The organism is Streptomyces sp. NPDC014907 (genome assembly GCF_055562975.1).
The window spans coordinates 464,389-482,766 of sequence record NZ_JBVHEG010000004.1 but is presented as its reverse complement, the minus strand read 5'-3'; the positions used below and the strand labels follow the sequence as shown (position 1 = coordinate 482,766).

15 protein-coding genes and 2 pseudogenes are annotated in these 18,378 nt (G+C 74.3%); 12 read left to right on the top strand and 5 right to left on the bottom strand.

The annotated features are described in order from the left end of the window. Positions 1 to 14: 14 nt before the first annotated feature. Complete coding sequence (locus ACZ3IL_RS14375; RefSeq protein WP_467390084.1) at positions 15 to 881, bottom strand: SCO6745 family protein; 867 nt, start codon at positions 879 to 881, stop codon at positions 15 to 17. 455 nt (positions 882 to 1,336) lie between these two features. Between ACZ3IL_RS14375 and ACZ3IL_RS14370 the strand changes: the two genes are divergently transcribed. Continuing rightward, complete coding sequence (locus tag ACZ3IL_RS14370) at positions 1,337 to 1,963, top strand: DJ-1/PfpI family protein (RefSeq protein WP_467390082.1); 627 nt, start codon at positions 1,337 to 1,339, stop codon at positions 1,961 to 1,963. A gap of 12 nt (positions 1,964 to 1,975) precedes the next feature. Here the strand turns inward: ACZ3IL_RS14370 and ACZ3IL_RS14365 are convergent, their stop codons facing one another. Further along, positions 1,976 to 2,719, bottom strand: coding sequence for an enoyl-CoA hydratase/isomerase family protein (locus ACZ3IL_RS14365; RefSeq protein ID WP_467390080.1), 744 nt, complete (start codon positions 2,717 to 2,719; stop codon positions 1,976 to 1,978). A 345-nt stretch (positions 2,720 to 3,064) separates the two neighbouring features. Here ACZ3IL_RS14365 and ACZ3IL_RS14360 point away from each other — a divergent pair. Beyond that, positions 3,065 to 3,514: pseudogene (locus tag ACZ3IL_RS14360) on the top strand (ATP-binding protein); the annotation flags it as partial. A 76-nt stretch (positions 3,515 to 3,590) separates the two neighbouring features. Here the strand turns inward: ACZ3IL_RS14360 and idi are convergent. From idi to ACZ3IL_RS14345, 3 genes and pseudogenes are all read right to left on the bottom strand, one after another. Further along, the gene (gene idi, locus ACZ3IL_RS14355) at positions 3,591 to 4,211 is read right to left on the bottom strand and encodes an isopentenyl-diphosphate Delta-isomerase (protein ID WP_467390078.1); all 621 of its coding nucleotides are present in this window, start codon (positions 4,209 to 4,211) and stop codon (positions 3,591 to 3,593) included. A 368-nt stretch (positions 4,212 to 4,579) separates the two neighbouring features. Further along, positions 4,580 to 5,359, bottom strand: a pseudogene (locus ACZ3IL_RS14350) (class I SAM-dependent methyltransferase); the annotation flags it as partial. Positions 5,360 to 5,672: 313 nt separating this feature from the next. Next, complete coding sequence (locus tag ACZ3IL_RS14345) at positions 5,673 to 6,614, bottom strand: cation diffusion facilitator family transporter (RefSeq protein WP_467390076.1); 942 nt, start codon at positions 6,612 to 6,614, stop codon at positions 5,673 to 5,675. Between the two features lie 408 nt (positions 6,615 to 7,022). Here ACZ3IL_RS14345 and ACZ3IL_RS14340 point away from each other — a divergent pair, with 408 nt between their 5' ends. From ACZ3IL_RS14340 to ACZ3IL_RS14295, 10 genes are all read left to right on the top strand, one after another. Then, positions 7,023 to 8,804: a DUF5941 domain-containing protein gene (locus ACZ3IL_RS14340; protein ID WP_467390480.1), complete on the top strand. Its 1,782-nt coding sequence runs from the start codon at positions 7,023 to 7,025 to the stop codon at positions 8,802 to 8,804. Then, positions 8,801 to 9,538 carry a phosphocholine cytidylyltransferase family protein gene (locus tag ACZ3IL_RS14335; RefSeq protein ID WP_467390074.1) on the top strand — a complete coding sequence of 246 codons (738 nt, stop codon included), beginning with the start codon at positions 8,801 to 8,803 and terminating at the stop codon, positions 9,536 to 9,538. Before ACZ3IL_RS14340 ends, ACZ3IL_RS14335 begins: the two co-directional genes overlap by 4 nt. Then, positions 9,526 to 10,587, top strand: coding sequence for an iron-containing alcohol dehydrogenase family protein (locus ACZ3IL_RS14330; RefSeq protein ID WP_467390072.1), 1,062 nt, complete (start codon positions 9,526 to 9,528; stop codon positions 10,585 to 10,587). Before ACZ3IL_RS14335 ends, ACZ3IL_RS14330 begins: the two co-directional genes overlap by 13 nt. Beyond that, complete coding sequence (locus ACZ3IL_RS14325; protein WP_467390070.1) at positions 10,565 to 11,344, top strand: CDP-alcohol phosphatidyltransferase family protein; 780 nt, start codon at positions 10,565 to 10,567, stop codon at positions 11,342 to 11,344. Before ACZ3IL_RS14330 ends, ACZ3IL_RS14325 begins: the two co-directional genes overlap by 23 nt. Before the next feature lie 186 nt (positions 11,345 to 11,530). Continuing rightward, complete coding sequence (locus ACZ3IL_RS14320) at positions 11,531 to 12,460, top strand: ABC transporter permease (protein ID WP_467390068.1); 930 nt, start codon at positions 11,531 to 11,533, stop codon at positions 12,458 to 12,460. After that, positions 12,453 to 13,238, top strand: a complete 786-nt coding sequence (locus ACZ3IL_RS14315) for an ABC transporter ATP-binding protein (protein ID WP_467390066.1) — start codon at positions 12,453 to 12,455, stop codon at positions 13,236 to 13,238. Before ACZ3IL_RS14320 ends, ACZ3IL_RS14315 begins: the two co-directional genes overlap by 8 nt. Before the next feature lie 508 nt (positions 13,239 to 13,746). Further along, positions 13,747 to 14,658: a squalene synthase HpnC gene (gene hpnC, locus ACZ3IL_RS14310; protein ID WP_467390064.1), complete on the top strand. Its 912-nt coding sequence runs from the start codon at positions 13,747 to 13,749 to the stop codon at positions 14,656 to 14,658. Then, positions 14,655 to 15,605, top strand: coding sequence for a presqualene diphosphate synthase HpnD (hpnD, locus tag ACZ3IL_RS14305; RefSeq protein WP_467390062.1), 951 nt, complete (start codon positions 14,655 to 14,657; stop codon positions 15,603 to 15,605). Before hpnC ends, hpnD begins: the two co-directional genes overlap by 4 nt. Before the next feature lie 118 nt (positions 15,606 to 15,723). Then, positions 15,724 to 17,124 carry a hydroxysqualene dehydroxylase HpnE gene (gene hpnE, locus ACZ3IL_RS14300; protein ID WP_467390060.1) on the top strand — a complete coding sequence of 467 codons (1,401 nt, stop codon included), beginning with the start codon at positions 15,724 to 15,726 and terminating at the stop codon, positions 17,122 to 17,124. Further along, on the top strand, positions 17,121 to 18,221 hold the full coding sequence (locus tag ACZ3IL_RS14295; protein WP_467390058.1) for a polyprenyl synthetase family protein: 1,101 nt from the start codon (positions 17,121 to 17,123) through the stop codon (positions 18,219 to 18,221). Before hpnE ends, ACZ3IL_RS14295 begins: the two co-directional genes overlap by 4 nt. Positions 18,222 to 18,378 lie beyond the last annotated feature (157 nt).

Genomic DNA, 18,378 nt, shown 5'->3' with positions numbered 1-18,378 from the left:
CCGGCCGTCCGCGGTCAGCCCTTGCCGACGAGGTCCTCGGGGAAGGCGCCCGCGGCGGCCGCCGCGTAGAGGAAGCCGCGTCCCAGCTCGGTGAGGCGCTCGACGCCGGCCGGGCCGAGGTGCTCGTACGGGGCGGCGTCCAGCCGGTCGGTGTGCTCCTCCAGGGCGGCGCGGAACGCCGTCCCGGCCTCGGTCGGCTCGCCCCCGGCGTCGAGCAGGCCGCGGTCGCGCAGCCGCGCCACCGCCCCGTCCCAGTCGACGCGCCGCCAGCCCCGGGACCCGAGGGCCCAGCGGGGTGCGAGGCCCTTGCCGGTGGCGGTGTGGGAGGCGAGGGCCTCGACGGGGTCGAGCCCGGCGGAGAGCAGGGCCGCCAGGTGGCCGTCGCCCCGGTGCTCGCGCAGCAGGGTGGCGGCGTGCCAGTAGGCGAGGTGGGGCTCCTCGGGGACCGGCAGGTCGGCGTTGGCCGCGTACAGGGGCCGGGCGTGCCGGGTGCAGGCCTCGGCGGCGCGCAGCGCGAGCTCCGCCGCCTCGGCCATCTCCGGGGAGGCGACGGCGTCCTCGCCGAGCAGCCGGCGCAGGGTCGTGTCGACGGCCCGCAGCCGCGCGGCCAGGACCTCGGCGGGGGAGGCGGTCTCCCAGACGGAGGGCAGGTGCCGGGCGAGCAGCTCGTGGTTGTAGTTGTAGAAGGTGGCGGCGACCGTGCCCGCTCCCACCGCGCCCAGGGGCGCGCTCCGCGCGGCGAGCCGCATCGCGTTCCGGTCGGTGAGGCCGAGGGCGGAGAGTTCGCGGTCCAGGTCGGGGGAGAAGTAGAGCGTGGAGTGCAGCGGGTTCAGCACGTTGTGGCAGCGGCGTCCGGCGCGCGGGGGGAGGGCAGTCGTCATGTCCTGAACGTTACCGACTGGTCGGTACGACGGGAACAGGCGCGCGTCCCCGGAAACCCCGGCCGGAGCACGGGCTTCCTCCCGGAGCACGGGCTTCCTCCCGGGGTGCGGGCCTCTTCCCTGGGCGCGTCCTTCCTCCCGGCCGCCGGGCGGGGAGGAAGGGGAGGACGGGGGGAGGGCGGAAAGGGGGCCTCCCGTCATTGCGGACGCGGGCCGGCCCGCCGAGGATGGGGCACGCCGCGGCGGCCCGCACGCGGCCCTCGCCCGCCGAACCCGCCCCGCCCCCGGACTCACCTCGCGCCCCGGACCCGCCCGCCGAACCCACCCCGCCCCCGGACCCGCCCGCCGAACCCACCCCCCGGACCCGCCCCGCCCGCCGAACCCCGCTCGTACGCCGGCCCCGGTCGCGGCCCGGAGCCGGCGTGCGGCCGGGCCCGTCCACCGAAAGGGACACCGTGCAGATCGCCGTCCTCCTCCACGACCGCTTCACCGCCCTCGACGCCGTCGGGCCCTACGAACTCCTCGCCCGCCTCCCCGGCGCCGAGAGCGTCTTCGTCGCCAAGCAGGCGGGCCCGGTCCGCAACGACCAGGACAGCCTCGCCCTGGTCGCCGACCGGAGCCTCGCGGAGGTCCCGAGCCCCGACATCGTCCTCGTGCCCGGCGGACCCGACGTCCGGGAGGCCATGGGCGACCCGGAGATCCTCGACTGGCTCCGCGCCGCCGACGCCACCAGCACCTGGACCACCTCCGTCTGCACCGGTTCGCTGATCCTCGCCGCCGCCGGCCTGCTCGGAGGGCGCCGGGCGGCCACCCACTGGCTCGCCTTCGACGAACTGCGGGCCCTGGGCGCCGAACCCACCGGCGAGCGGGTCGTCTTCGAGGGCAAGTACGTCACTGCCGCCGGCGTCTCCTCCGGCATCGACATGGCGCTCCACCTGCTCGGCCGGATCGCCGGGGACGAGACCGCGCAGACGATCCAGCTGCTCACCGAGTACGACCCCCGGCCGCCGTACGACGCGGGTTCGCCGGAGAAGGCCCCGGCCGGGATCGTCGCGAAGTGGCGCGCGGGGACGGCCGGGTAGGGCGTACGGGAGTCAGAGCCCGTACGTGAAGCGGGGCGCGCGCCGCTCCAGGAAGGCGGCGACGCCCTCCGCGGTGTCGCCGCTCCCGCGCGCCCGCCCGGCCCAGTGGGCGTCCCGGTCCAGGCGCCCGTCGGCGAACTCCTTGGCGGCCGCCTGGGTCAGCAGCGAGCGCGAGGCGAGCACCTGGCAGAACCCGTCCACCCGCTCGTCCAGCCCGTCCGCCGGGTGGAGTTCGTCCACGAGCCCGGTCCGCAGTGCCCGTTCGCCGTCGATCAGTTCGCCGGAGAACAGCAGGTACTTGGCGGCCGAGGGGCCGACGAGGGCGGTCAGCCTGCGGGTCGACGAGGACGGGTAGACGATGCCGAGCTTCGCGGGGGTGATCCCGAAGCGCGCGCCCTCCTCGGCGAACCGCAGGTCGCAGGCGGCGGCGAGCTGGGTGCCGCCCCCGACGCAGAAGCCCCGGACGGCCGCCAGGGTCGGTTTGGGGAAGGCGGCCAGCGCCTCCTCCGCCCGTACCGCGAGGCTCTGCTGCTCGTCCCCGGGCCGGCGCAGGGACGAGATGTCCGCCCCGGCGCAGAAGGTGTCGCCCTCGCCGGTCAGGACCAGGACCCGGACCGCCGGGTCGGCGGCGAGCCGGTCCAGGAGGTCCGGCAGGGCGCGCCACATGCCGGCGGTCATCGCGTTGCGCTTGGCCGGGTGGGAGATGACGACGGTGGCGACCCCGTCCGTGACGCTGTGCCTCAGCTGCGGCTCCATGGGCCGGATGCTATCCGGCACGTCCGGACGCGCGACCGGGAAGGGGGCCCGCCGGGGAGGCGCCGGCTCCTTCCGGCACGGCGGCGGTGGCACCCCGGGACCTCATGGCCGGCGCGAGAGGCCCATGGATTCCTCGTATGATGTGCCTGCTCGCGACGTTTTCCGGCCCATTTTCAGAATCTCCAGAAAACGCGCGCGATCGGTCGAGTAATTGACATCGACATACTCACTCGATCGGAAAGTGACCGATAGGTGTCGACTTCTGATCAGTAGGCCGGGCCGTCCCCCCGCAGTGCCAAGACTCGATCCGTGGCGAGAATCGAGCACGAGGGTGGAAATCGGACCGTGGGAACCCGCGAAGGCGGCCCCGCCCGGCACCCCTCCTACGAAGGAGTCTGGCGCTTCACCGCTGCCGCGGTCGACGTCTCCGTCCCGCAGGCCCGGCACGCCGTGCGCGACCTGCTGGTCCGCCAGGGCGTCCCCCTCCACGACGAGATCATGGACGGTCTGCTGCTGATCGTCTCCGAACTGGTCACCAACGCCGTGCGGCACGCGGCGCTGCTGTCCCCCGAGATAGCGGTCGAGGTGGCGATCGGCCCCGAGTGGATCCGGGTGTCCGTCGAGGACAACCACCCCTACCGCCCCAAGGCCCTGGAGGCGGACTGGGGACAGACCGGCGGCAGGGGACTGCTCCTGGTCCGCGAGATCGCCCAGGAGGCCGGCGGCACCTGCGACGTCGAGCACACCGCGAGCGGTGGCAAGATCATCTGGGCGGCGATGCCCCTGGTCCCGGCGGCGCCGGGACCGGAAGCCGTGCCGCACCGGGAAGCGGGGACCGTGCCGCGGGCCCCCGGAGACGTGCCGGGCCCGGTCACCAGCCCCCGGACGGACCCGTCAGTTCCCTGACCGCCGGGCGCGCCGCGTCGAGGACCGTCATGAACCAGGCGGAGAACGGCGCCTCGGCGTGGCGCTCGGCCAGTTCGGCGGCGGTCACGAAGGCGGTCCCCTCCACCTCCTCCGGGTCCGGGCGCGGTTCGGTCCGCACCAGGCCGACGAAGAGGTGGTTGAACTCCTGCTCCACCAGGCCCGAGGCCGGGTCCGGATGGTTGTAGCGGACCGTGCCGGCCTCCGCGAGGAGCGCGGGCGAGACGCCCAGCTCCTCGAAGGTGCGCCGCGCGGCCGCCGCGAACGGCGCCTCGCCCGGATAGGGGTGGCCGCAGCAGGTGTTCGACCAGACGCCGGGGGAGTGGTACTTGCCGAGCGCCCGCCGCTGGAGGAGCAGCCGGCCCGACTCGTCGAAGAGGAAGACGGAGAAGGCGCGGTGGAGCCGGCCCGGCGCCTGGTGGGCGGCCAGCTTCTCCGCCGTGCCGATGGTCGTCCCGTCCTCGTCGACCAGTTCGAGCATGATCGGGGCCGGGTCTCCGGACGGCTGGACGCCGTTCGGCGCGATCTCCGTCGAGATCTGAGCCGCGGGGGCTGGTGTGGTCGGCATACCCATCCTTCGCTTCGGTCCTCGGCCCGGTGGGGCCCCCTCAGTCTGCCGCACAAAAGCGGCTTGTCCGTACTTCGGAGGCCGGACGGGGCCGCGCCCACCGCACCGGAGTACCGGCCCGGCGCCGCGGGAGCGGAGGGAACCGGCGGGGGCGCCCCGCCCCGAAAGGGGCGGGGCGGGCCGGTGTGTCCCCCGCCCCGGGCGGGCGCACCGGCCCCGGGGACCGCTTCTTCCGTACGGCGTTCCCCGCCCGCGCCGGGGCCCGGAACCCGGCCCCGCGCGGGGGCGCCCGCGCGGGACCGCACCGGGAGCGGTCCCGCACGGGCGCCGGTGCCTCACCCCGCGTCCGGCCCGTGTCCGGGGGCGTGACGGGCGCTCCCGCGCGGCCCGCCGGGACGGAGCACGAAACCGGCGTACCCGTAGTCGGAGCCGTGCTCGCGCCGCAGCGCGATCTCGGCCCGGGCCCCGGCGACCGCCCCGGCCATGCCGGGGACGGTGGTGTCCGCCGCCCCGGCGCGCGCGGCCAGCGGGCCGTAGTACTCGTCCCAGTCGCTCTCCGGCTGGATGAAGGTCCCCAGGACGCGGTAACCGGCCGCGACCGCAGCCGCCGCGTTCCCGGCGACGGTGCGGAGCGGATAGTGCTCGTCCCAGAAGGCGCGGGCCGCGGGGCCCGGCTCCCCGGTGGTCCACACGCACTCGGTGAGGACGAGGGTGCCACCGGGCGCGAGGAGACGGCGCCACGCGGCGAGTGCCCGGTCGAAGCCGAGCACGAAGACCGAGCTCTCGGCCCAGACGAGGTCGAAGGAGCCGTCGGCGAACGGCGGGGCGCCCATGTCGGCGCGGAGGGCACGGACCGAACCGCCGCCCCTGCGGACCGGGCCGTCGAGGCCGCGTGCGGCGGCGGCCTCCCGCAGTTCGTCGAGGAACGGTCCGTGGGTGTCGACGGCGGTCACCTCGGCACCCGCCTCGGCGGCCAGGAGCAGCGCGGAACGGCCGGGGCCGCAGCCCAGGTCGAGCACGCGCGGACGGGCCGGGAGCGGCCCCGCGAGCGCGAGGAGCCGGCGGGTGGTGGCGTCGGAGCCGGGGCCCTGGCGCGGCAGGCCGCGGTGCAGGGCGAAGAAGGAGTCGTGCGAAGCGTTGTCGGACAACGTGGAAACCCTTGGAGGAAGGGGTCCCGGCCGACGACGTGACGTACCGGTGCGAGGACCGGGATCAGGTCAGCCGGAGACCCGGAGGCTGAGGGACGACCGGGTGCCGCCGCGCGGGGCGGCCTCCATCGCGACGGTCATCGACCTCAGCTCCTCTCGGCGCGCGTTCGTGCGGCAGAGACTAACAGGGCACCGGGCGCGCCGTCCGGGCCTTTCCCGGGGCACGTGCCGGAAGCGGCGCCGTCTGTTCCCGGGGCACGTGCCGGAAGCGGCGCCGCCGCCCGGAGGGCGGGCGGGGCTTCCGGCACGCGCCCTAGAGGCACAGTCTCGCCTCGTGCTCCGCGTGGCCGGCCGGTTCCAGCTGGAAGGTGCAGTGCTCCACGTCGAAGTGCGAGCCCAGGCAGCCCTGGAGGGAGTGCAGCATCTTCTCGTGCCCCACCGAGTCGAGGGCCCCCTGGTCGACGACCACGTGCGCGGAGAGCACCGGCATCCCCGAGGTGATCGTCCAGGCGTGCAGGTCGTGCACGTCCTCGACCCCCGGCAGGGCCAGGATGTGCGCCCGCACCTCCGCCATGTCCACGCCCTTGGGGGCCGCCTCCAGGAGCACGTCCAGGGTTTCGCGCAGCAGCCCGACCGTGCGGGGCACGATCATCAGGCCGATCACCAGCGAGGCGATCGGGTCGGCGTACGGCCAGCCCGTGACCAGGATGATCCCGGCCGCGACGATCACGGTGACCGATCCCAGGGCGTCCGCCAGCACCTCCAGGTAGGCGCCCCGCACGTTCAGGCTCTCCTTCCGGCCGCGCGTGAGCAGCGAGAGGGAGACCGCGTTCGCCACCAGGCCGACCGCCGCGAACGCGAGGGCGGGCCCGCCCCTGGTCCCGGCCGGCTCGACGAACCGCTGGACCGCCTCGAACAGCACGTAGCCGCCCACGCCGAGCAGCAGCAGACAGTTGGCGAGCGCCGCCAGGATCTCGGCCCGGGCGTAGCCGAAGGTGCGGTTCCCGGAGGGCGGGCGGTTGGCGAAGTGGATCGCGAGCAGCGCCATCGCGAGGCCGACCGCGTCGGTCGCCATGTGGGCCGCGTCCGCGATCAGGGCGAGCGAGTCCGCGACCACGCCGCCGATGATCTCGATCACCGTCACGGAGAGCGTGATGCCGAGCGCGATCCGCAGCCGGCCCCGGTACGCGGCCCCCGCGGTGCCCGTCGGCGGCGGGCCCCCGTGGCCGTGCCCGTGATCGTGTCCAGCCCCCATGACGTGGCCTCCCGGTCGTGTCGTCCGTATGCCCCGAGGCGCAAGTCAACTACGGGTGGGGGGTATGCGCAACACGGCACTGAACACCGTTGTCATATGCCCTGACCTGCGATGACGGGAAACGGCCGGTCGCGGCGCGATGAGCCTGCGGCGACCTCCCGCCCGCACCCGGGCGAGGGCCGGGGGCGGACCGGCGGTCACTCACGATGATCTTCACGGAACCGGACGTGACCGCGCGGTCCCGGAGCGGCCGGAGGGGGTCCCGCCCGCGAAGCCTCGGTGAATCCGTCCCCCCGTTCATCCGATAGCCTCAGCCGACGTGTCGCCGCCCGGTGCCGGGCCGCACCGCCGTGCCCGGGCCGCCACGGCCCCGCCGGTCCCTCCGCCAGCTCCAAGGAGTGAGTTCGTCTGTCGACCGCCATCCTCACCGGCCCCCCGGCACCCGGATCTTCGCTCGACGGGGATCTGCGGTCGCTCGGCTTCGACGTCCGGATCGCCTCCGGCGCCGAGGAGACCGGTGCCCTGCTCGCCGCCGTCCCGGCGGGTGAGCGCGTCGCGCTCGTGGACCCCCGCTTCGTCGGCCACCTCCACGCGCTGCGCCTCGTCCTCACCGACCCGCGGTTCCCGGCCGCCGCCGCCCCCGGCGCGCTCACCGCGCAGGGCGGGGCCCGTACCGCGCTGACCCGCGCGCTCGGCGCGGTTCCCGCCGCCGACGACCTCACGGCCGCCCTCGCCGACGCCCTCGACGCCGAGGGCGTCGCCGTGCACCGGCCCCGGCTCGGCACCCTCGTCGCCACCGTGCCCACCGACGCCGAGGCCCGCCACGCGGCGCGCGCCGCCGTCGGGGCCGTCGACGACGAGGCCGTACGCCTCCGCTCGGCCGTGAAGGCCCACGACGGATTCTTCACCACCTTCTTCATCAGCCCGTACTCGCGCTACATCGCCCGCTGGTGCGCGCGCCGCGGGCTGACCCCCAACCAGGTCACCACCGCCTCGCTGCTCACCGCCCTGATCGCGGCCGGCTGCGCGGCGACCGGCGAGCGCGGCGGCTACGTCGCCGCGGGCGTCCTGCTCCTCGTCTCCTTCGTCCTCGACTGCACCGACGGGCAGCTCGCCCGCTACGCGCTGAAGTACTCGACGATGGGCGCCTGGCTCGACGCCACCTTCGACCGGGCCAAGGAGTACGCCTTCTACGCGGGCCTCGCCCTCGGCGCCGCCCGTGACGGCGACGACGTGTGGGCCCTCGCGCTCGGCGCCATGATCCTCATGACCTGCCGGCACGTCGTGGACTTCGCCTTCAACGAGGCCAACCACGACGCCACGGCCAACACCAGCCCGACCGCCGCCCTCTCCAGCCGCCTGGACAGCGTCGGCTGGACGGTCTGGGCCCGCCGCATGATCATTCTGCCGATCGGCGAGCGCTGGGCGATGATCGCCGTCCTCACCGCCGTCACCAGCCCCCGGACCGTCTTCTGGGCGCTGATCATCGGCTGTGCCTTCGGCGCCTGCTACACCACCGCCGGGCGGGTCCTGCGCTCCCTGACCCGCAAGGCCCGGCGCACGGACCGGGCCGCGCGGGCGCTCGCCGACCTGGCGGACCCGGGCCCGCTGGCGGAGGCGTTCGCCCGCATCGGACGCCGGGGTCCGCGTTCCGCCTTCACGGCGCCGGTCCTCGCGGCCATCGCCGCGGCGATGGTGCTCGTCAACTCGTACGTCATCGGCCCCGGGGCGTCGAACGTGGCGGCCGCCGTCGGCTACGCCTTCTTCGCCGGCCTCGCCGTCGCCGCGCCGCTCAAGGGCCCCCTCGACTGGCTGCTGCCGCCGCTCTTCCGTGCCGCCGAGTACGGCACGATCCTGATCCTCGCGGCGAAGTCGGACGCCGCCCACGCGCTCCCCGCCGCATTCGGGCTGGTCGCGGCCGTCGCCTACCATCACTACGACACGGTGTACCGCATTCGCGGCGGCACCGGCGCGCCGCCCGCCCGGCTGGTGCGCGTCATCGGCGGACACGAGGGGCGCACGCTCCTGGTGGCCGTCCTCGCCGCCCTCCTCGCGGGTCGCGGCGACGACTTCACCCTGGCACTGACCGTCCTCGCGGTCGCCGTCGCGCTGGTGGTGCTCGTGGAGTCCATCCGCTTCTGGGTCTCCGCCGGAGCACCCGCCGTTCACGACGAAGGAGAAACAGCATGATCGGTCTCGTACTGGCAGCCGGTGCCGGACGGCGTCTGCGTCCCTACACCGACACCCTTCCGAAGGCCCTCGTGCCGGTCGACGGGGACACCACCGTCCTCGACCTGACCCTGAAGAACTTCGCCGAGATCGGCCTCACCGAGGTCGCGATCGTCGTCGGTTACCGCAAGGAGGCCGTCTACGACCGCCAGGCGGAGCTGGAGGCGAAGTACGGCCTGAAGCTCACCCTCGTCGACAACGACAAGGCCGAGGAGTGGAACAACGCCTACTCCCTGTGGTGCGCCCGCGAGGTCCTCAAGCGCGGTGTGATCCTCGCCAACGGCGACACCGTCCACCCGGTCTCCGTCGAGAAGACCCTGCTCGCCGCCCGCGGCGACGGGCAGAAGATCATCCTCGCCCTCGACACGGTGAAGAACCTCGCCGACGAGGAGATGAAGGTCATCACCGGCGAGGACGGGGGCGTCCGGCGCATCACCAAGCTCATGGACCCGGCGACCGCCACCGGCGAGTACATCGGCGTCACCCTGATCGAGCCCGAGGCCGCCGAGGAGCTCGCCGACGCCCTCAAGGCCACCTTCGAGCGCGACCCCGACCTCTACTACGAGGACGGCTACCAGGAGCTCGTCAACCGCGGCTTCACCGTCGACGTGGCCCCCATCGGGGACGTCCGGTGGGTCGAGATCGACAACCACGACGACCTCGCGAAGGGCCGTGAGATCGCGTGCCAGTACTGACCCGGCTGATCCCCTCGCCGGTCGTCGTCGACATCCGCGGGGGCGCGCTGGAGGACCTCTCCGCGCTCCTCGCGGACCAGCGGATCTCCAGCAACGGCAAGATCGCCGTCGCCATCAGCGGGGGCTCCGGCCTCAGGCTGCGCGACCGGTTCGCCGCCGAGCTGCCCGGGGCCGACTGGTACCCGGTCGCCGGGGGCACCATCGACGAGGCCGTGAAGCTGGCCGACGCCATGCGCGGCCAGCGGTACGACGCGGTGGTCGCCCTCGGCGGCGGCAAGATCATCGACGTGACCAAGTACGCGGCGGCCCGGGTCGGGCTGCCGCTGGTGGCCATCGCCACCAACCTGTCGCACGACGGGATCTGCTCCCCGATCTCGACCCTGGACAACGACAACGGCCGGGGCTCCTACGGCGTCCCCACCCCGATCGCCCTCGTCATCGACCTGGACGTGATCAGGGACGCGCCGCCCCGCTTCGTCCGCTCCGGCATCGGCGACGCGATCTCCAACCTCTCCGCCATCGCGGACTGGGAGCTCTCCCACCGGGTGAACGGCGAGCCCGTCGACGGCCTGGCGGCCGCCATGGCCCGCAGCGCCGGCGAGGCCGTGCTCCGCCACCCCGGCGGGATCGCCGACGACGACTTCCTCGTCACCCTCTCCGAGGGCCTGGTGATGTCCGGCATCGCCATGTCGATCAGCGGCGACAGCCGCCCCTCCTCGGGCGCCTGCCACGAGATCAGCCACGCCTTCGACCTCCTCTTCCCGGACCGCGCCGCCAGCCACGGCGAGCAGTGCGGCCTCGGGGCGGCCTTCGCCATGCACCTGCGCGGCGCCCGCGAGGGGTCCGCGCTGATGGTCGAGACCCTGCGCCGGCACGGGCTGCCCGTCCGGCCGGAGGAGATGGGCTTCACCGTGGACGAGTTCGTCCGGGCGGTGTCCTTCGCCCCGCAGACCCGGCCGGGCCGCTTCACCATCCTGGAACACCTCGACCTGTCCGACGACGAGATCAGGGACGCGTACGCCGACTATGCACAAGCCATCGGTAGCTGAGCTCCGGCCGGTCGTCCACCCCCCGGGCGTGAAGGACCGGCGGAGCGGCGAGCACTGGGGCGGCCGCCTGTACATGCGGGAGATCTCGCTGCGGATCACCCGGCAGCTGGTGACCACCCGGGTCACGCCCAACCAGCTGACCTACCTGATGACCGTCTGCGGCGTGCTCGCGGCCCCGGCGCTGCTCGTGCCGGGCGTCCCGGGCGCCCTCCTCGGCGTGCTCATGGTCCAGCTCTACCTGCTGCTCGACTGCGTCGACGGCGAGGTGGCCCGCTGGAAGAAGCAGTTCTCGCTCGGCGGCGTCTACCTGGACCGCGTCGGCGCCTACCTGTGCGACGCGGCGGTCCTCGTCGGCTTCGGCCTGCGCGCCGCCGACCTGTGGGGCACCGGCCGGATCGACTGGCTGTGGGCCTTCCTGGGCACCCTCGCCGCCCTCGGCGCCATCCTGATCAAGGCCGAGACCGACCTCGTCGGCGTCGCCCGGCACCAGGGCGGCCTCCCGCCGGTCAAGGAGTCCGCCTCCGAGCCGCGCTCCTCCGGCATGGCGCTGGCCCGCCGGGCCGCCGCCGCGCTCAAGTTCCACCGGCTGATCCTCGGGATCGAGGCCTCCCTGCTCATCCTGGTCCTCGCGGTCGTGGACCGGATCAGGGGCGACCTCTTCTTCTCCCGGCTCGGCGTCGCCGTCCTCGCCGGCATCGCCCTGCTCCAGACCCTGCTCCACCTGGTGTCGATCCTGGTCTCCAGCAGGCTGAAGTGAGGCAGGCCGCCGGCGGTCCGTCCGGGGCGGGAGCCGCCGTCGTCACGAGGGGCGGCCGCCCCGGCGGGCCGTGCCGCCCCACGCGGTGGCGTACGGTGTGGCGGCCGACCCGGCCGGGTCGCCCCCCGGCCGTCCGACATCGTGGTACCCCCCGTGCCGCGCATCTTGAACACGAAAGTTTCGACTGTGAGTGACACACACCAGGGCGGAGCGGTCGCGACGAGCGCGCCCCCGTCCGTCGACGAGGGCCTGGCTCCGGCCGAGCTGGCCGCGAAGTACGGTCTCTCGGTCAGCGGTGCCCGGCCCGGGCTGTTCGAGTACGTCCGGGAGCTGTGGAGCAGGCGCCACTTCATCCTGGCCTTCTCCTCCGCCAAGCTGACCGCCCAGTACAGCCAGGCGAAGCTGGGCCAGGTGTGGCAGGTGGCGACCCCGCTCCTGAACGCCCTGGTCTACTACCTGATCTTCGGCCTGATCCTGGGTGCCGGAAGGGGGATGGCCAAGGACGTCTACATCCCGTTCCTGGTCACCGGCATCTTCGTGTTCACCTTCACCCAGAGCTCGGTGATGGCGGGCGTCCGGGCGATCTCGGGCAACCTGGGCCTGGTCCGGGCGCTGCACTTCCCGCGCGCCTCGCTGCCCATCTCCTTCTCGCTCCAGCAGCTCCAGCAGCTGCTGTTCTCGATGATCGTCCTCGTGGCGATCGCGATCGCCTTCGGCAGCTACCCCTCGCCCCGCTGGCTGCTGCTGGTCCCGGCGCTGTTCCTGCAGTTCGTGTTCAACGTCGGCCTGGCCATGATCATGGCCAGGATGGGCGCCAAGACGCCCGACCTCGCCCAGCTGATGCCGTTCGTCATGCGCACCTGGATGTACGCGTCCGGCGTGATGTTCTCGATCCCCGCGATGCTCTCCGACAAGCCCGCCTGGATCGCCGACGTCCTCATGTACAACCCGGCGGCCGTCTACATGGACCTGATCCGGTTCTCCCTCATCGAGGGCTACGGCGCGCAGAACCTGCCGTCCCACGTCTGGCTGACCGCCCTCGGCTGGGCCCTGCTCCTCGGCGCCGGCGGTTTCGTCTACTTCTGGAAGGCAGAGGAGAGGTACGGCCGTGGCTGACCCGAACCAGTCCAGCGTCCCCACCGTCATCTGCGACGACGTCCACATCGTCTACCGGGTCAACACCGGCGGCGGAGGCCGGGGCAGCGCCACGGCGGCGCTCAGCCGGATCGTCGGCCGCGGCAAGGCCGAGGTCACCCGGGGCGTCCGCGAGGTCCACGCGGTCCGCGGCGTCACCTTCACCGCCTACCGGGGCGAGGCCATCGGCCTCATCGGCTCCAACGGCTCCGGCAAGTCCACGCTGCTGCGCGCCGTCGCCGGCCTGCTCCCCACCGAGAGCGGCAAGGTCTACACCGACGGCCAGCCCTCGCTCCTCGGCGTCAACGCCGCCCTGATGAACGACCTCACCGGCGAGCGCAACGTGATCCTGGGCGGCCTCGCCATGGGCATGAGCCGCGAGGAGATCCGCTCCCGCTACCAGGACATCGTCGACTTCTCCGGCATCAACGAGAAGGGCGACTTCATCAGCCTGCCCATGCGCACGTACTCCTCCGGCATGGGCGCCCGGCTCCGCTTCGCCATCGCGGCCGCCAAGAACCACGACGTCCTCCTCATCGACGAGGCACTGGCGACCGGTGACCGCAAGTTCCAGATCCGCTCCGAGGAGCGCATCCGCGAGCTGCGCAAGGAGGCCGGCACGGTCTTCCTGGTGAGCCACAGCAACAAGTCCATCCGGGACACCTGCGACCGGGTGCTCTGGCTGGAGAAGGGCCAGCTCCTCATGGACGGCCCCACGGACGAGGTCCTCAAGGCGTACGAGCGGGAGACCGCCCGCTAGGCACGGGACCGGAAGCCCCGTCCGGACCCTCCGCCCCCGTCGCGCCGCCGCGGCGGGGGCGGTTCCGTCGAGGACGGCCCCCGTCCGCTCACCGTGCGTCATCCTCCCTGGCCGGAGGCGCTTCTCGCGCGGCGCGGGAGCGCCGCCGCCGGGACCGCCCGGACCGCGCCCGCCACCGGGACACGCCCCCGGCGGCCCGCGCGTCGCCTCGAACGCCCTTGTGCGCGGCGGAGGTTGACGGGACGTAGGGGGCGCGCGCCCGGCACCCGGCACCCCGGAATGGCGGCGGACGTCGTACGACGTAAGCTGGACCGGTCTGTTTCGCGGCAAGTAGGGCGATACCCCACGGTCATCGGGTCTCCGGGCGACGGCCCTACGGGCAGGGGTCGGCGGCGTGTCCGAAATAGGATGGATTGGGTCAGCAGTGTAGAACGGGAGACGTGACGGCCATGACGCAGAATCTCCAGCTCCACGAGGGCGTCGCCGTCCCTCCGACGGGCAGCGCCCGGTGACGGACCTCCGGCAGGCGCGCCCCGACGCCACCTCGCGCGCCACCCTCGACAAGGCGGCGGACGAGAACTTTCCCGTCGCCCCCTTCTTCCTGCCCCGCGCCCGGCGCGACGACCTCATGGCCGCCTACGGCTACGCCCGGCTCGTCGACGACATCGGCGACGGTGACCTCGCCCCCGGCGGGGCCGACGCCCGCCACCTCGGCGTCGCCCCCGGCGAGGCCGGGGACCGGCTCGTCCTCCTCGACGCCCTGGAGGCCGACCTCCACCGCGTCTTCGACTCCACCCCGCGCCACCCCCTGCTGCGCGCCCTCCGGCCGACCGTCCGGCGGTGCGGGCTCACCCCCGAACCCTTCCTCGCCCTGATCGCCGCCAACCGCCAGGACCAGCTCGTCGCCCGGTACGAGACGTACGACGACCTCCTCGCGTACTGCGAACTCTCCGCCAACCCCGTCGGCCGGCTCGTCCTCGCGATCACCGGCACCGACACCCCCGAGCGGGTCCGGCGCTCCGACGAGATCTGCACCGCCCTCCAGCTCGTCGAGCACCTCCAGGACGTCGCCGAGGACCTCGCCCGCGACCGGATCTACCTGCCCGCCGAGGACCTCGAACGGTTCCGCGTCACCGAGGACGACCTCGCCCGGCCCACCGCCGGGGCCTCCGTCCGCGCCCTGATCGCCTTCGAGGCCGAGCGGGCCCGGGCCCTGCTCCACGCGGGCGCCCCGCTCGTCGGCAGCGTCCGCGGCCGGCTCCGCCTCCTCCTCGCCGGATTCACCGCCGGGGGACTCGCGGCGCTCGACGCGATCGCGGACGCGGGACACGACGTGCTGGCCGGCCCGCCGAAGCCCACCAAGCCGAGCCTGATGCGCCAGGCGGGAGCGGTTCTGCTCCGGGCGCGGAGAGAGGGGTGAGCGCGACCGTGGAGGGACAGCACCAGCCGTCCGCACCGGTGCAGGCCGCCTACAGCTACTGCGAGGCGGTCACCGGGCAGCAGGCCCGCAACTTCGCCTACGGGATCAGGCTCCTGCCGACCGAGAAGCGCCAGGCGATGTCCGCGCTCTACGCCTTCTCCCGGCGCGTGGACGACATCGGCGACGGCACGCTCGAACCGGGCGCCAAGCGCGAGCGACTCGAAGCCACCAGGGACCTGCTCGACCGGGTCCGCGCCGGAAAGGTGGAGGAGGACGACACCGACCCGGTCGCCGTCGCCCTCGCCGACTCCGCCGCCCGCTTCCCGATCCCGCTCGACGGCCTCGACGAACTCATCGACGGCGTCCTCATGGACGTCCGCGGCGCGACCTACGACACCTGGGACGACCTCAAGGTCTACTGCCGCTGCGTCGCCGGCGCGATCGGCCGCCTCTCCCTCGGCGTCTTCGGCACCCACCCCGGCGCCCCCGGCGCCGACCGCGCCCCCGAGTACGCCGACACCCTGGGGCTCGCGCTCCAACTCACCAACATCCTCAGGGACGTACGCGAGGACGCCGGCAACGGACGCACCTACCTGCCCGCCGAGGACCTCGCCGCGTTCGGCTGCGGGGACGGTTTCGGGAGCGCCACCCCGCCCGAGGGCGCCGACTTCGCCGGGCTCGTCCGCTTCGAAGTGCGGCGCGCCCGCGCCCTGTTCGCCGAGGGCTACCGGCTGCTGCCCCTCCTCGACCGGCGCAGCGGCGCCTGCGTCGCCGCCATGGCCGGCATCTACCGGCGCCTGCTCGACCGGATCGAGCGCGACCCCGGAGCCGTCCTGCGCGGCCGCGTCTCGCTGCCGGGCCGCGAGAAGGCGTACGTCGCGGTGCGCGGCCTCTCCGGCCTCGACACCCGCCACGTCGCCCGGCGCGACGCCAGGAGGCACCCCTGATGCGCCCGTCCGCCCCCGCGCCCCGGGCAACCCGCCCCCCGGTTCCGGCGTCCCTGCCGGTGACGGCCGCGCACGACCGGGTCCCGACCGCGACGAAGACGAACCGACCGGAGGCCGCGTGACCCACGAAGGAACCGGGCGGAGCGCCCGGCGCTCCCACGCCGTCGTCGTCGGCGGCGGGATCGCCGGGGTCACCGCGGCCCTCCAGCTCGCCGACGCGGGCGTCCGCGTCACCCTGCTCGAAGGCCGGCCCCGGCTCGGCGGCCTCGCCTTCTCCTTCCGGCGCGGCGAACTGACCGTCGACAACGGCCAGCACGTCCACCTGCGCTGCTGCACGGCCTACCGCTGGTTCCTCGACCGGATCGGCGGCGCCCACCTCGCCCCCGTGCAGGACCGGCTCGACGTCCCCGTCCTCGACGTCGGCCACCGGCGCGGCCCCCGCCTCGGCCGGCTGCGCCGCGACGACCTGCCCGTCCCGTTCCACCTCGCCCGGAGCCTGGCGGCCTATCCGCACCTCAGCGTCGCCGAGCGCGTGGGCGTCGGCCGGGCCGCGCTCGCCCTGGGCCGCCTCGACCCCGCCGACCCGGCCCTCGACGGCGTCGACTTCGCGACCTGGCTCGGCCGCCACGGCCAGTCCCCGCGCGCCGTCGAGGCGCTGTGGGACCTCGTCGGCGTCGCCACGCTCAACGCCACCGCCCCGAACGCCTCCATGGGCCTCGCCGCCATGGTCTTCAAGACCGGCCTGCTCTCCGAGCCCGGCGCCGCCGACATCGGCTGGGCCCGCGTCCCGCTCGGCGAACTCCACGACACCCTGGCCGCGAAGGCCCTCGCCGCCCTCGGCGTCCGCACCGCCCTGCGCGCCAGGGCCGGGCGGATCTCGCGCACCGACGACGGCCGCTGGGCCGTGGAGGTGCCGGGAGAGACGATCGAGGCCGACGCCGTCGTCCTCGCCGTACCGCAGCACGAGGCCCACGCCCTGCTGCCCGAGGGCGCCCTCGACGACCCCGGCCGGCTCCTCGACATCGGCAACGCCCCCATCCTCAACCTGCACGTCGTCTACGACCGCAAGGTGCTCAGGCAGCCCTTCTTCACGGCCCTCGGCTCCCCGGTGCAGTGGGTCTTCGACCGCACCCGGACCTCCGGCCTGGAGGGCGGCGGCCAGTACCTCGCCGTCTCCCAGTCCGCCGCGCGGGACGACATCGACGAACCCGTCGCCGTCCTGCGCGAGCGCTACCTCCCGGAACTGGAACGGCTGCTGCCCGCCGCCCGCGGTGCCGGGGTGCGCGACTTCTTCGTCACCAGGGAGCGGACGGCGACGTTCGACCCCGCCCCGGGCGTCGGCCGGCTCCGCCCCGGCGCCCGCACCCGGGCACCGGGCCTCTACCTGGCCGGGGCCTGGACCGCCACCGGCTGGCCCGCGACCATGGAGGGGGCGGTCCGCAGCGGCTTCAGCGCCGCGGGCGCCGCGCTCTCCGCCCTCGGCCGCCGCCATGACCATCCGCTGCAGGAGGCGGTATGAGTGTGAGTACCGGAACAAGAGGAGAGACCGTGCCGACAGCGCCGCCGGGACACCCGGCCGTCGACACCGCGGACGTGTCCGCACTGCTGGAGCGGGGACGGACCCTGTCCACCCCCGTACTGCGGGCGGCCGTCGGCCGCCTCGCGCCGCCCATGGACACCGTGGCCGCCTACCACTTCGGCTGGATCGACGCGCAGGGCAACCCCGCGGACGGCGACGGCGGCAAGGCCGTCCGCCCCGCGCTCGCCCTGCTGTCGGCCGAGGCCGCGGGCGCCGCGCCCGAGGTCGGGGTGCCCGGCGCCGTCGCCGTGGAACTCGTCCACAACTTCTCGCTCCTCCACGACGACCTGATGGACGGCGACGAGCAGCGCCGCCACCGCGACACGGTGTGGAAGGTGCACGGCCCGGCGCAGGCCATCCTCGTCGGCGACGCCCTCTTCGCCCTCGCCAACGAGCTGCTGCTCGAACTCGGCACCGTCGAGGCGGGACGGGCCACCCGCCGGCTCACCACGGCCACCCGCAAGCTCATCGACGGGCAGGCCCAGGACATCTCCTACGAACACCGCGAGCGGGTCACCGTCGAGGAGTGCCTGGAGATGGAGGGCAACAAGACGGGCGCCCTCCTCGCCTGCGCCGTCTCCATCGGCGCCGTCCTCGGCGGCGCCGACGACCGGACCGCCGACAAGCTGGAGGAGTACGGCTACCACCTCGGCCTCGCCTTCCAGGCGGTGGACGACCTGCTCGGCATCTGGGGCGACCCGGAGGCCACCGGCAAGCAGACCTGGAGCGACCTGCGCCAGCGCAAGAAGTCCCTGCCCGTCGTCGCCGCCCTCGCCGCCGGCGGACCGGCCTCCGAGCGGCTGGGCGAACTGCTCGCCGCGGACGCCAAGTCCCACGACTTCGACACCTTCTCCGAGGAGGAGTTCGCCATCAGGGCGGCCCTCATCGAGCAGGCCGGAGGACGCGAGTGGACCTCCCAGGAGGCCCGCCGCCAGCACACCGTCGCGATCGATGCCCTGAACGAGGTGGACATGCCCGCCCGGGTGCGGGCCCAGCTCACCGCCCTGGCCGACTTCGTGGTCGTACGGAAGAGATGATCGCCATCACCCTGATATGAGTTCGCGGTCGCCGGGCGGCGCCCCCCCCCCCCCCCCCCCCGCCCCCCCCCCCCCCCCCCACCAAAACCCCCCCCCCCCCCCGGAACCCAAAAACCCACCCCCCCCCGAAACCCCCGGGGCCGGTGGCCCCCGCCGG

Excerpts from the sequence above, each read along its gene's own strand:
- ACZ3IL_RS14375 (WP_467390084.1), bottom strand. The coding sequence starts at position 881 with ATGACGACTGCCCTCCCCCCGCGCGCCGGACGCCGCTGCCACAACGTG.
- ACZ3IL_RS14365 (WP_467390080.1), bottom strand. The coding sequence starts at position 2,719 with ATGGAGCCGCAGCTGAGGCACAGCGTCACGGACGGGGTCGCCACCGTC.
- idi (WP_467390078.1), bottom strand. The coding sequence starts at position 4,211 with ATGCCGACCACACCAGCCCCCGCGGCTCAGATCTCGACGGAGATCGCG.
- ACZ3IL_RS14345 (WP_467390076.1), bottom strand. The coding sequence starts at position 6,614 with ATGGGGGCTGGACACGATCACGGGCACGGCCACGGGGGCCCGCCGCCG.
- ACZ3IL_RS14335 (WP_467390074.1), top strand. The coding sequence starts at position 8,801 with ATGATCGGTCTCGTACTGGCAGCCGGTGCCGGACGGCGTCTGCGTCCC.
- ACZ3IL_RS14325 (WP_467390070.1), top strand. The coding sequence starts at position 10,565 with ATGCACAAGCCATCGGTAGCTGAGCTCCGGCCGGTCGTCCACCCCCCG.
- ACZ3IL_RS14295 (WP_467390058.1), top strand. The coding sequence starts at position 17,121 with ATGAGTGTGAGTACCGGAACAAGAGGAGAGACCGTGCCGACAGCGCCG.